General features: G+C 55.7%; 10 protein-coding genes and 1 pseudogene. 8 read left to right on the plus strand and 3 right to left on the minus strand.

What is annotated here, in order from left to right; all coding sequences use genetic code 11:
• Position 1 precedes the first annotated feature (1 nt).
• The 6 genes and pseudogenes from CBE74_RS13785 to CBE74_RS13810 all read left to right on the plus strand — a co-directional run bounded on the left by CBE74_RS13785 (position 2) and on the right by CBE74_RS13810 (position 3,376).
• Positions 2-1,123, plus strand: a complete 1,122-nt coding sequence (locus CBE74_RS13785) for a TadA family conjugal transfer-associated ATPase (protein ID WP_087453280.1) — start codon at positions 2-4, stop codon at positions 1,121-1,123.
• Complete coding sequence (locus CBE74_RS13790; protein WP_087454820.1) at positions 1,123-1,878, plus strand: type II secretion system F family protein; 756 nt, start codon at positions 1,123-1,125, stop codon at positions 1,876-1,878. The genes CBE74_RS13785 and CBE74_RS13790 overlap by 1 nt, the downstream gene beginning before the upstream one ends.
• On the plus strand, positions 1,878-2,498 hold the full coding sequence (locus tag CBE74_RS13795) for a type II secretion system F family protein (protein WP_225870250.1): 621 nt from the start codon (positions 1,878-1,880) through the stop codon (positions 2,496-2,498). The genes CBE74_RS13790 and CBE74_RS13795 overlap by 1 nt, the downstream gene beginning before the upstream one ends.
• Before the next feature lie 74 nt (positions 2,499-2,572).
• Positions 2,573-2,767, plus strand: coding sequence for a DUF4244 domain-containing protein (locus CBE74_RS13800; RefSeq protein ID WP_087453282.1), 195 nt, complete (start codon positions 2,573-2,575; stop codon positions 2,765-2,767).
• A gap of 9 nt (positions 2,768-2,776) precedes the next feature.
• Positions 2,777-3,048 (plus strand): annotated as a pseudogene (locus tag CBE74_RS13805) (hypothetical protein).
• Between the two features lie 10 nt (positions 3,049-3,058).
• A complete protein-coding gene (locus CBE74_RS13810; RefSeq protein ID WP_225870236.1) occupies positions 3,059-3,376 on the plus strand; it encodes an Rv3654c family TadE-like protein in 318 nt (105 codons plus the stop codon).
• Between the two features lie 48 nt (positions 3,377-3,424).
• On the opposite strand, the gene CBE74_RS13815 is transcribed toward CBE74_RS13810, so the two are convergent.
• The gene (locus CBE74_RS13815) at positions 3,425-5,782 is read right to left on the minus strand and encodes a DEAD/DEAH box helicase (RefSeq protein ID WP_087453284.1); all 2,358 of its coding nucleotides are present in this window, start codon (positions 5,780-5,782) and stop codon (positions 3,425-3,427) included.
• A gap of 249 nt (positions 5,783-6,031) precedes the next feature.
• Here CBE74_RS13815 and CBE74_RS13820 point away from each other — a divergent pair, with 249 nt between their 5' ends.
• The gene (locus CBE74_RS13820; protein ID WP_087453285.1) at positions 6,032-6,235 is read left to right on the plus strand and encodes a cold-shock protein; all 204 of its coding nucleotides are present in this window, start codon (positions 6,032-6,034) and stop codon (positions 6,233-6,235) included.
• Positions 6,236-6,477: 242 nt separating this feature from the next.
• Positions 6,478-9,423: a type I DNA topoisomerase gene (gene topA, locus CBE74_RS13825; RefSeq protein WP_087453286.1), complete on the plus strand. Its 2,946-nt coding sequence runs from the start codon at positions 6,478-6,480 to the stop codon at positions 9,421-9,423.
• Between the two features lie 226 nt (positions 9,424-9,649).
• Here the strand turns inward: topA and CBE74_RS13830 are convergent, their stop codons facing one another.
• Together CBE74_RS13830 and CBE74_RS13835 are read right to left on the minus strand one after the other, a co-directional pair.
• Entirely contained in the window at positions 9,650-11,623 is a 1,974-nt protein-coding gene (locus CBE74_RS13830) for an OPT family oligopeptide transporter (RefSeq protein ID WP_087453287.1), read from the minus strand.
• A 205-nt stretch (positions 11,624-11,828) separates the two neighbouring features.
• Entirely contained in the window at positions 11,829-13,355 is a 1,527-nt protein-coding gene (locus CBE74_RS13835) for an adenylate/guanylate cyclase domain-containing protein (RefSeq protein ID WP_087453288.1), read from the minus strand.
• Between the last annotated feature and the right edge of the window lie 30 nt (positions 13,356-13,385).

The following is a 13,385-nucleotide window of genomic DNA, read 5'->3' on the forward strand; positions in this document are numbered from 1 at the left end:
CATCAACCATCAAGACGTGGTAGCACGTGTTCAACGAAGAATCGCTGAAGACCCAGGGTTGGCGGATTCTGCATCGCTTGCGAGTCTGGTCAGACAAGAAGCACACGGAGTAATAAGCGACGTAGACATGATCGCGCTGCTTAGGCAACTGAGATACGACTCCGTTGGGATCGGCCAGCTAGAGAGGCTTCTGGTTATCCCCGGAGTGATCGATATCGTGGTCAATGGAACCATGGGGGTGTGGTTTGATCGCGGACAGGGATTGGAACGCGCTGACGTGGCTTTTGCCTCAGATGATGAAGTCAGGCGATTAGCTACCAGATTCTTAGTGGCATCCGGCAGCAGGCTTGATCATTCACATTGCTTTGGCGACGGGCGAATCACCAGGGATGATGGCACAAGTATCCGCGTTCATGCGGTACTGAGCCCGCCGTCGGAAAGCGGTACCTGCCTTTCCCTCCGGGTACTCAGACAAGCAACGACAACGATAAAACAACTCACCGCAACGGGCATTTTTAGCCCAGAAGTAGCTGGTGGGCTGCAAGAGATGATTGCGCTGCGCAAACCCTTTTTGGTCGTTGGTGGGACGGGAAGTGGGAAAACGACACTGCTGAGTGCACTGCTTGCTCAAGTGGAACCAGGAGAACGCATAGTGTGCATTGAAGATACTGCGGAACTCCGACCCGCGCATCCTCACGTGGTATCGCTTGTCTCTAGGGCTAAAAACACTGAAGGTAGTGGCGAGATAACAATGACCACTTTGTTGCCTCAGGCTCTCCGGATGAGGCCAGATCGCATTGTTCTCGGAGAAATACGCGGTCCAGAGGTGGTCGATTTGCTTGCGGCCCTCAATACCAGACACGAGGGATGCGCAGGAACCCTGCACGCCAATTCGCTGCAAGAAGTACCAGCCCGGATTGAAGCTCTAGCAGCTCTTGGCGGGCTTGATCGACAAGCTTTGCATTCCCAACTCGCAGCTGCTTCACCTGTGGTTTTGGCTATGAAGAGAACCCAGCAGGGGAGACGGCTTCAGCAAATCGGTGTTCTTCAGGGACACCCTCTTGAAGTGCATTCAGTGTGGGACGACACAATGCAAGGAGCGCCCTCGTGGAATCCTTCATAATGCTTGCAGCTGCCACCTGGGTTTCAGCATCTCCGTCTCCGAAACAGCGGGTTGCAGGGAAGAAAGTCGCACGACAATGGCGGAAGAAAGCCATAAGCGTGGTCCTTATAGTGGTCATACTTTTTCCCCTTCGGCATCACATTCCCCTCGTGGTTTCAGCAGCGCTCATCGTCGCTACAATCGTGAACGCTTGGAATAAGAGGAGATCAGAGGTATCTCAACGCAAGCAACAAGAGGAAATATCAGCTGTATTGGGAAGTCTCTCTGGGGATTTACGGGCGGGAGTTGAAGCTTCCCGGGCTTTAGAAAACGTGGCTCAGAACCTTCCTGAATCAGCGCTCAGAGATACGCTCATGGCGGCGTCGAGAAGCTCGCGCCTTGGAGGATCAGCGTCCGCATATTGGCAGCAACGTGCTGTTGCTATCCATGGCATAGAGAAAATAACCCATGCCTGGCGCCTGAGTGAACGGTACGGAATTGCGCTGGCGCCATTATTGGAGAGAAACAGGGCCTCATTGGATGAAGATCTGCGCCATGCAGAACGCATCCAAGCTGCCATGCAAGGAGCTAAAGCCACGGCATATATCCTCACCGCACTACCTTTTGCAGGGATTCTTCTGGGGCGAGGAATGGGTGTGAATGCTTTGGGTTTTTTGCTCCACACACATATAGGAGCAGTGCTTTTAATACTGGGGACACTATTGGTCTGCGTGGGGAACCTGTGGAGCCAAGCGATAATGGAGAAAGCGCGATGATGCCGGTTATTGCGGTGGCATTAGTAGCATTAGCGGTCAGCATCACACGGCCTGATGTTGTATACCGAATCCATCGCGCTCGCGATGGACCTCAGAGAAAGTCCGCTGGAGTGAAAAAGCATTGGGACGCTCTAACGCACAAGCTTTTTACAACCCAGCTATCGGGGGATTTTCTACGTAAAAGCGCCTCCCAACTGGATCTTTTTGCTGCTTGCGCGCAATCGGGTTTGACGCCTTCGCAGGCGGCATATGCCGTGGCTTTGACGGAAGAAACGTCACGTGGGAGAACTCGAACCAGGAGTGAATGGTCGGATGTGGCAATCCTGCTCGAAATGGGGATGCCCGCTGAGCGCGCATGGCAGCCCCTCGCCGGGCACCCTGCGCTAGGAGAACTGGTAACGGTGGCGCGAGCTTCGGAGAGATCAGGAGCGACGTTGGTTGAGGCGTGTGAGAGGTTAGCCCGACAATTGCGCGCACGGGCATCAGACCTAAGCCTTGCACGAGCAGAACGTGCGGGAGTGCTCATTGCACTGCCGTTGACCGTATGTTTTCTTCCCGCATTCTTCTTACTCGGGCTTGCGCCAGTGGTCATCAGCTTGGGGATTGGGATTTTTTCTTGATTTACCCACGCGATTGAAAACAGAAAAACGAGACAACGACATAACCGACATAACAACGAAAAGGAACAAAAGTCATGCTTACTGCATTCATCCATAAATGTCACAAACTCATTGATAATGAAGATGGGATGACCACCATCGAGTACGCCATGGGGGCACTAGCAGCCGCAGCTCTAGCAGGCGCGCTGTATTTAGTGGCTACGAGTGGTTCAGTATCAACTGCTTTGGAAGGCATAATCACGAATGCTTTGAATAAAACGCCAGGTTAATAAGCGCTCATGAGCACGATAGAGACGGCAATTGTGTCGGCGGCACTCATTATCGTTGCTGCGGCGATGTGTGGCGGGATTGTCAGCGTCGCTGCGCAATTAGCCGCGATTGATAATGCTGGTGCCGCCGCACGGCTCGTGCCATAGGTGTGGAGTTCGTGGCATCACGAGGAACGATTGATTTCACAGAATCCGGTGGATTAGTTACCGCTACAGCGCGCGTTCCGAGTCCACTAGGGACGCGAACAGCTACTGCGATTTTTCCCAAGGAACAGCCATGAAAATCTTCAATTGCTTATACGCAACCAGGACGGAAACGCAACAGTTTTGGGAGCCGGAATAATGGCGGCATTCTCTGCTGTGTTGTTGTGTTGTGTGGTAATAGCCAACTCTGTTTTAGATCAGCACACCACCCAAAACGCGGCATATCTTTCTATGATAGCAGGAGCGACCGCCGCAGCGCAAGGCTTGAACGCCTGTGAAGAATCTCAAAGAATAGCGGCACTCAATGGTGCAGTACTCATCGACTGCACGAATGTCTACGAGGATGTCATCGCCGAAGCCAAGGTGGACAGGCAAACGGCGAAAGCACGAGCGGGACCCTTATAAAATGGGACCTTTATACACCGTAACCTCTATGAACGCAGAGACCTCCGGCTAAGGCGTGACACCGAGCATCGCACACATGGTGCCAAGCAATGTTAGCGCGCCGCCCTTATCCAGAGGGCTGTTCCCGTTGCCGCACTTAGGCGATTGAACACAGGACGGACACCCCGACTCGCACGAGCATGAGCGGATCGCATCAAAGGTCGTGGCAATCCATTCGGGGAAGCGATCGTAACCGCAATCGGCAAACCCAGCACCACCAGGGTGTCCGTCGTAGACAAAGACTGTGGGTAGCCCAGTGTCTGGGTGAAGCTCTGTGGACACACCGCCAATATCCCAGCGATCGCATGTAGCAATCAGCGGAAGGATGCCGATAGCCGCATGCTCGGCGGCATGCAGCGCGCCGGGGATATCGGTGATCCCTAGTTGGGTCAGGACAAGCGGATCAATTGTGTACGCAACCGCACGCGTGACGAGCGTTTGCGGTGGTAGTTGGAGAGGAACCACGTCTAGAACCGATCCGTCTGGTGCCTTCACCACATAACCTGTGACCCTGTCGGTGACTTCCACATGTAAGTTGGAAACCCACAGGCCAGGTGCGGGGTTAGCAACTTTGTCTACGTCGCCTAGGATGCGGATGTCTGTGGTGCTTCGGGCGTAGGTGCTGTAGTCGGGAGCATCAGGACGGGCTAGTGCAAGGCGTTGGTCAAGATCGAGGCTGTTAATAACAAAAGTCTCGCTCCGGTGGAGATACACCGCGCCAGGATGGACTTGGGAGACCGCCCGAGTCTGTTCGATGGTGCCCAAGACTCGACCGTCAGTCTCATCGACAATGGTGATGGCGGATCCGGATCCTCGTAGGCTCACTAGCTCATGCGCGGGTGGTTCGCCGGGTTTCTCAACAGCAAACCACCCGTGGCGGCGGTGTCTCAGCAATCCTTCGCGCTCTAGCTGCTCAGCTACTTGTTGCGCCCCCAAGGCGTTAATCTCTGCGTCGGAGAGGGGAGCCTCTGATGCTGCACAACAGAGATGTCCGGCCAGAATGTGTGGGTTATGTGGGTTGAAAACGGTGCGCTCGATGGGTCTACCAAGAAGTGCTTCCGGGTGATGGACTAAATACGTGTCCATGGGTTCATCGCGGGCGACGAGGGTGACTAAGGAACCTTGGCCGCGTCGGCCAACTCGACCTGCCTGCTGCCAAAAGCTAGCGACAGTTCCGGGGAAACCTGCGGTCACTACTGCGTCGAGTCCGCCGACGTCTATACCGAGTTCCAGGGCATTGGTGCTGGCGACGCCGAGGAGTTCGCCGTTGTCTAGCTGTTCTTCGATTTTTCGGCGATCTTCGGCCAGATAGCCGGCTCGATAAGCTGAAATTCGGCGGGCCAGATCAGGGCGGCCATGATAGGACAGCTCTTCTGCGCAACGTAAAGCGGTGAGTTCGGCTTGGCGTCGAGAGCGGACAAAAGTAAGGGTTCGTGCGCCTTCTGCGATGAGAGTAGCCATGATGCTGGCTGCCTCCGATGACGCTGCGCGCCGTACAGGAGCACCATGCTCGCCCTCCACGCCGTCGAGAAAGCCTGGTTCCCACAACATGACGGTGCGTGCGCCGGTGGGGGCTGAATCCGTGGTAACCGCATGTACGGGACGGCCTAGGAGTAATTCGGCGTGTTCGGAGGGATTGTTGCTTGTGGCTGATGCCAAGATCACCGTGGGGGTGCTTCCATAGCGGGCCGCTATCCGGAGAAGCCGACGTAAAACAAGGGAGACCCCAGCGCCGAAGACTCCTCGGTAGGAGTGACATTCGTCGATCACGATAAACCGCAGGTGTCGTAATAGCCGTGCCCAGCGCTGATGGTTGGGAAGAATTCCGGCGTGGAGCATGTCGGGATTGGTGAAGATGAAGCGGGACTGTTCGCGGATTCCGGAGCGCGCATCGGAGGGGGTGTCGCCGTCGTAAGGCGCAGGATGGACAGAGCGTACCGTATCGCCTCCCATGGTTTGCGCTTCTTGCACTAGTTGCGTGACTGCATTGAGCTGATCTGATCCGAGTGCCTTTGTGGGCGTGAGATAGATCGCGCATGCGGTGGAGTCGTATGCAAGACAGGAAAGTATGGGGAGCTGATAACCCAGTGATTTGCCGGAGGAGGTGCCCGTTGCAATGACGGTGTCTATTTTTTCCCACGCATTGTGTGCGACTTCTTGCTGGTGGGCGTACAGCTGTTGGATGCCTCGGTTCACAAGGGCTTCTTTGATAGGGGGATAGACCCATTCTGGCCATTCTGCGTAGCGTGCTGGCTTGGCTGGGGTGGTTTCCAGGTGCGTACACGTGGAGTTGGGGTACCTGTCTGCCACGATGGAAGCGAGCTCTTGGCCCAATTGATACCCCATATCGGGGTTAGTTCCAGCCATGGGGAATCCTTAATTATTTTAGTGCGACCTGCAACAATCTAGCATTTTTTTGAATGACCTATCGCTGAGCGCTTAAACATGACACACTGGGCAGTGGTCGCCGAATCCAGCTAACGGTTGGTGGCATTTTTACAGAGGTGATCTGCGGGCTTTCCAACATGAAAGTTCGTGGTGTTTCCGAGGTGTGAGGATGAACGGCTCCACTGCAATTCGGTATTCACCGAAAATTCTAGAAGTAAGGTTTTAAATATGGCACAGGGAACTGTGAAGTGGTTCAACGCTGAAAAAGGTTTCGGCTTCATCGCACCGGACGATGGCTCCGCTGATGTTTTCGTTCATTACTCTGAGATTCAGGGCAATGGCTTCCGCACTCTCGAAGAGAACCGGAAGGTTGAGTTCGAGATCGGCGAGGGAGCTAAGGGTCCTCAGGCTCAGCAGGTTCACGCTCTGTAATTCCTCGTAAGCGGAAGTGCGTAGCACCTACAAGCTTTAGTGCCTCTGGCGGTCATATGATGACCGTCGGGGGTACTTTTTTATAGTTGAGCCATCCGATAAGGGGAGTGAGAAACGCCCTTTTTCCTGCCCTATTAGTGTTTTGGGATTCCTGCGTTGGACAAAGGTGCGTAGTAGACCCGTACTATAAGGTGCCAACGCATTTTTATCGTGCTTTTTGTGAATTGAGGTTTTCACCTTTTATGGCTGAAAAGAGCGGACCTAAGCGCCTTGTGATCGTCGAGTCTGCGACGAAGGCTAAGAAAATTGCCCCTTACTTAGGTGATGACTACATCGTCGAGGCTTCCGTGGGACATATTCGCGATCTCCCGCGAGGCGCTGCAGATGTTCCAACTAAGTACAAAAAGGAGCCGTGGGCTCGGCTTGGCGTGAACACAGAGAACGGCTTCGCGCCTTTGTATGTGGTCAGCCCGGACAAGAAGAAGAAAGTCGCCGATCTCAAGCAAAAGCTTAAGCTTGTCGACGAACTCCTACTGGCCACAGACCCCGACCGCGAAGGGGAAGCCATCGCATGGCACTTGCTTGAGGTTCTCAAGCCTAAAGTGCCCGTGAAGCGCATGGTGTTCAATGAGATCACTAAACCAGCGATTCTGGCGGCTGCCGAGAACACCCGCGAGCTGGACGCAAACTTGGTCGATGCGCAGGAAACTCGCCGTATCCTCGATCGCCTCTATGGCTACGAGGTCTCCCCGGTGCTGTGGAAGAAAGTCATGCCGAGGCTTTCTGCGGGCCGTGTTCAGTCGGTGGCTACTCGTGTGATCGTTGAACGAGAACGCGAGCGTATGGCTTTTGTTTCCGCTGAGTACTGGGACATCGAGGCGGAATTCGATACGGGCAAGCCTGATACGGATGGCAATCCACATCAATTCACTGGCCGTCTTACCTCTGTCGATGGCAAGCGCGTAGCTACGGGCCGCGACTTCAATGATCGCGGTGAGCTTAAAGGCGACGTTGTGGTCGTCGATAAGCAGCGTGCCGAGGCATTGGTTGCGGAGCTGACAGGCGCTCCTATGAGCGTGGCCAAGGTGGAAGAAAAGCCTTATACCCGCCGCCCTTATGCGCCGTTTATGACCTCAACTCTGCAGCAAGAGGCCGGCCGCAAGCTGCACTTTACTTCCGAGCGCACCATGCGTATCGCGCAGCGACTGTATGAAAACGGCCACATCACGTATATGCGTACAGACTCCACGACACTGTCGGAGCAGGGCCTCAAGGCTGCTCGTGAACAAGCGATTTCCCTTTATGGGAATGATTATGTGGCGGATGGGCCGCGTCGTTACGACCGCAAGGTGAAGAACTCGCAGGAAGCTCACGAGGCTATCCGTCCGGCGGGCGAGCGTTTTGCGACCCCCGGAGAACTTCACTCCCAGCTCGATGCCGAGGAATTTAAACTCTACGAGCTCATCTGGCAGCGCACCGTCGCTTCCCAGATGGCAGATGCCAAAGGCACCTCCATGAAGGTGACCATCGCAGGAAAGAACGCTGAGTTCTCAGCTACTGGACGAACGATCACGTTCCCGGGCTTCCTGCGCGCATACGTGGAAATCACCAAGCTTTCCGACGGCCGCGATCTCGCCGATAACGCCGAACGCCATCTGCCTCGTCTCGCTGAGGGCGACGCACTGGACGTGAACAAGCTGGAAGTCGACGAGCACTCCACCAACCCGCCTGCGCGCTACACAGAGGCGTCTCTGGTGAAGAAAATGGAAGAGCTGGGCATTGGACGCCCATCGACGTATGCCTCGATCATCAAGACCATTCAAGATCGCGGATACGTTTATTCCCGCGGTAACGCGCTCGTCCCCAGCTGGGTGGCTTTTGCGGTCGTTGGCCTTTTGGAGAAGAGCTTCTCCGCTCTCGTCGATTACGATTTCACCTCCTCGATGGAAGATGAGCTAGACGACATCGCCGCAGGACGGGAAGACGGCACTGCATGGCTCACCGGTTTCTATTTTGGCGATGCCCAAGCCTCCGACGCTACTGCAGAATCCATCGCACGCCACGGCGGACTTAAGGCGCTGGTTGGCGACAACCTCGAACACATTGACGCGCGTTTGGTCAACTCCTTAGAACTTTTCCAGGACGCAGAAGGCCGCGCCGTTAACGTCCGTGTTGGGCGGTACGGCCCCTATATCGAACGGCAGATCGGTGTGACCGCTGATGGCGAGGCCGAATATCAGCGCGCCAACTTGTCAGACACCACCACCCCAGACGAGCTGACCCTCGATGTGGCGGAGAAACTGTTTGCGACTCCTCAATCTGGCCGTGAGCTGGGCAGGAACCCCAAGAACGATCGCATGATCGTGGCCAAGGAAGGGCGTTTTGGCCCTTACGTCACCGAGCTGGTCAACGACGATGAGCGCACCCAAGTGGAGACTAAGGCAGAAGAGATCGTTGCCGCTGAGCGCAAAGCCGAAGATGAGCAGCGTGCCGCCGAGGGTAAACGCGCCAAGAACTGGGAGACCAAGACTGCAGTTAAGCAGAAAGAAAAGCGGATCGCTGAGATCGTCGACGAGACCCTGAAACCAGGCACCGCGTCGCTGTTCAAGGCCATGGAGCCTGCTACCGTCACGCTTGAGGAAGCCCTGCAGCTTCTGGCCCTTCCGCGCGAGGTCGGTGTTGACCCTAGCGATAATGAGCCCATTACTGCGCAGAACGGTCGCTATGGTCCTTACCTGAAAAAGGGCAATGATTCGCGGTCGCTGGCCAAAGAAGAGCAAATCTTTACTATCACTCTCGACGAGGCCCGCCGAATCTACGCTGAGCCTAAACGACGCGGCCGAGGTGCCACCTCCCAATCCGTGATCAAAGAACTTGGCGATAACGACGTCTCCGGCAATCCCATGTCCGTGCGCGATGGACGCTTTGGCCCTTACGTAACCGACGGCGCCACCAACGCTTCTTTGCGACGAGGCGACGACCCCACGGCGCTTACGGATGCGCGCGCTAACGAGCTTCTTTCAGAGCGTCGCGCGAAGGAAGCCGCGGATGGCGGCACGGCGAAAGCTACGAAGAAGACGGCAAAGAAGGCTGCGAAGAAAGCGACCAAGAAGACCACAGCGAAAAAGGCTGTGAAAAAGCCTGCGAAGACCACAAAACGAGTGGTCAAAGCTGGACGCAAGAAATGATCTACTGAAATTAGGCCCCTTTAAAGGGGCCTAATTTTGTGTCTGGGTATGAATTCCCGCTTCGAGCCTGCATTACCATAGACATTGAGCAGTTTTTGGGCCCTTGAAGCCTCTAGTATCTACGGTAATGCAGGTTCTGGGGGTGCTTTGGGGCTTGGGGCCCTAAACGCAACAATCCCCTCTGTTAGAACTCGCAGAAGTTCAGTCAGAGGGGATTGCGTCTGCTTTAGGCAGAGGCTTTGCTACGAACCCAGCGGTAGAGCGATACCACGAGGAGAGTAAACACTATGAGTCCTACCCAGGTGGCGACATTTTCGCCGTAACCAAAGACAGCAAGTGGTTCTTCAACACCTGTTCCGCCAACGATAGCGGCGTTGAATACACCAAAGAGGGATTCGCCCACGATTACGCCGGTGGCAAGCAGAATGCCCATGCGCTTGGAGAACTCCGGATTGCTTTGCTTCTTTGCCCACTTGTCGTAGAAGTAGCCGATGAATGCGCCGACCGGAATGATGACCGTGAGGGCAATAGGGAGGTAGATGCCCATGCCTACGGAGAGCGCAGGGAGGCTCCAGCCCTTGGTGCGCTTGAGGACCTCGTCGATGATGATGACAATGACGCCGATGATGGCGCCGAGGCCAATGCGGCTCCAGTTGAGAGAGCCACCGAAGATGCCGTTTGCTACCGAGGAGAGCAGTGCTGCCTGCGGGGCCGCGAGAGCGTTGTCGCCAGCGCCTTCCATTCCTACAAAGCCGAAGCCGTCGAGCATGAGCTGGAGGACGGGAGGAATAATAATCGAGCCGAAGAGCACGCCGATGATGAGGGCGCCCTGCTGTTTCCATGGGGTGGCGTTGACAAGCTGGCCGGTCTTGAGGTCCTGCAGGTTGTCGTTTGAAATCGTGGCGATACCAAAGACCACAGCGGAGGTGAACAGCGTGTAGGCAACCAGGGCAGGAGCGTTGGAGTCGGACTCGGAACCGGTAACTACCTTGATCAGCAGGGCCGAAGTGAGAACAACGATGATGCCCACGCCGGAGATGGGGGAGTTGGATGCGCCGATGAGGCCAGCCATATAACCGCACACAGAGGCAACGATGAGACCAATGAGCAGCACGAACACGATGCTGAGGATCACGAGCGTTGCTGTGTGGTGGGAAATTTCAGATGCGTGAATGAAGAGATACAGCAGGGCGCCCACGGGCAGCATGGCGGCTAAGATCGTTCCGACGACCAGCTTGAATGGGATGTCTCGTTCGGTGAGCTCTACGTCGCTACCAGCGGCACGTGCTCGGGAGGACGCAAGGGATTCCCTGATGCCCTTGACAATGGGGCCGATGATTTTGATAAGCGTCCATACTGCTGCGACTGCCATTGCGCCGGCACCGACAAAGCGAACCTCGCCGACGAAGGTAGAACTGACGACGCTCGAAAGCTCGCCGCCTGCCGCTAGAGGAGCTGCGGAGAAGTAGGGAAGCAGAACACCATAGGAGATCAGGAGTCCGACGATCATAGAGATGCCGACGGCAGGGCCAACCAGGTGGCCTACGCCAATGAGGGCGAGGGACAAGCTGGAACCAAACATAGTTCCGCCGGCACCGACTTTGAACGTGGCGGAAACTGATCCTGCGGCACCCTTCATTGCAGCGAGCAGCGAGTAACCTGCAGATGCAATTCCGCCCCAGATGATAACGGCCAGGCCTTTTTTATTACCTTCGTGCTCTTGGGCATTGCCTGCGTCGTTGCCGACCTTCAGGACCTCAGCTGCTGCCACACCTTCGGGATAAGGGAGATCAGAGCTAGTAACCAGGGCACGACGTAGCGGGATGGAATACATCACGCCGAGGATGCCGCCAATTGCGCAGACAAAAGCCGTGGTCCAATAGGGGAATCCGCTCCACCATCCGACCATAATGAGGCCGGGGAGGACGAAGATGATGGCGGATAGTGTGCCAGCTGCAGATGCAATCGTTTGAACGATGTTGTTCTCTTGGATGGTGTGGCCTGCGAAACGACGCAGGATCGCCATCGAGATAACCGCAGCGGGGATGGACGTGGCAAAAGTAATGCCAACTTTAAGCCCCAGATAAACATTGGCGGCCGTGAACACGAGGGTGATCAGGCCGCCGATGATGACGGCGCGCAGAGTGAGTTCGCGGATACTGGAACCCGTGGCTGGTTTCGCAATGTCGGTGTCAGACACGACATTTCCTTCCTAGTATGTGGGGAAAGATGCGCGGTTCACAGAGGGCCAGCAAACGCGCAAGAATCACAAAAAGATCGGATTTAGCGTAGAACTGAGGCCCGGTAAAAGTCCATTCGGTCGACAGATAAGCTACGCGTACTGCCGTGCTCTCTGGGGAAATATTCCTGCGCCGAAAGAAAGAATTGGAGTTAGCGTTTTCTCGCTAAGAACGGTCTGCAAGCGTCGGGCGGATGGGGCGTGCAAGCTGCGTCATCATGCTGCGGCCACGCAGTTCCACGGACTTCATGCGCGTCCAGCGGCCCTGTTCCGCCTCGTTAGCCTTCTTGAGGGTTGCGGCGTTAGTAAGAACACGGCCAGGAGTGTCTTTGGCAATCTCAGTGAGACGCGCTGCGGTATTCACAGCGTCTCCGATGACTGTGTACTCAAAACGATCAAGACCACCAATATGCCCTGCAACCACGTGCCCTGAGGCAACACCAATACCGGCTTCCAACCGTAGCCCGCTGAGCTCTTGCCGCAGTTCACGCGCGGCGGCGAGTGCATGCCCGGTGGCGTCGGAAAGCGTAATAGGTGCACCGAAAACCGCAAGGGCGGCATCGCCCTGGAATTTGTTGATGATGCCCTTATTTCGGTGAACCACGCCGACTACATGCTCGAAAAACTTGTTCAGCTCTGCCACAACCTCTTCTGGGCCATGATTGACAGCGAAGGTAGTGGAGCCAATGACATCGACAAAGATCACAGCGACTTCTCTGTCCTCGCCGCCCAACTGAGGTTTTTCTTCGAGTGCCCGACGCGCGACCTCAGCGCCCACATAACGGCCAAAAATATCGCGGACACGTTGGCGCTCTTTTAGCCCACGCATCATCTCGTTGAAACCCGCCTGCAGTACGCCCAGCTCGGAACCATCGTAGATGTCCACCTGGACGTCGCTTTCTCCCCGGCGCACCCTGTTAATGGCCCCCTGCAGCTCCAGGATGGGGTCTACAACACTCATAATGGATAAGGTCGTGCCCAGGAACCCCGTGACAAGTGAAACAAGCGAGAGCGTGAGAACAGCCGGGATAATGTCGCGGATGTTATGGCCAAAGAAACCCTCATGGTAGCCCACGATCGTAAGGATCACGCCGAAGATGGGGACCGCCGACGTCAACAGCCAGGTGAGTCGTAGACGAGAAGCAATGGGAGGCTCAAGGGTCGATTCCTCAAACCTGCGGGCTAGGGCAGTGGCTGCCACAGGACGTACGAGGCGCTCGGCTTCAAGATACGTCAACACAATGACAACAGACCCGCTCAACGTAGTGGCGACGACAATAGCCAGAGCTAAGCGCGGCGAAGTCTGTGCGGAAGCCACCGCCAGAATCACGATGCCGATAAGCCACACCAAAGCACACAGAGCTGACTGATAAAAAGGGATGCGCATGACGAGGTTGCGCACCATGTTGGGGTCGTGAGTATCTGGGTGGCGCTGCCAATCCAAGACAGGGCGAAACAACCTGAACGTCACCACGATGCCAAAAGCAACCGCGACCACCAAGTAGCTAATCCCTAAGGTGGGAAGATAGCTGGTTCCCTTGGTAAAAGCCGCAAACTCCGGCATGGGGACGAGGTATCGCAAAAACAGCATGACGCCAACTGCCCCCAGCACATTAGAGCCGAGGACAGTGGTGGCGTATAGCGGCCACGATGTGCCAAAGAGCCATTTAAAGGCGCGCCACATTTTGGTCATGCCACTACTTTAACGGTCATACAAAACTAG

The sequence above is a fragment of the Corynebacterium silvaticum genome, from assembly GCF_002162115.2.
In the GTDB taxonomy this organism is placed as follows: domain Bacteria; phylum Actinomycetota; class Actinomycetes; order Mycobacteriales; family Mycobacteriaceae; genus Corynebacterium; species Corynebacterium silvaticum.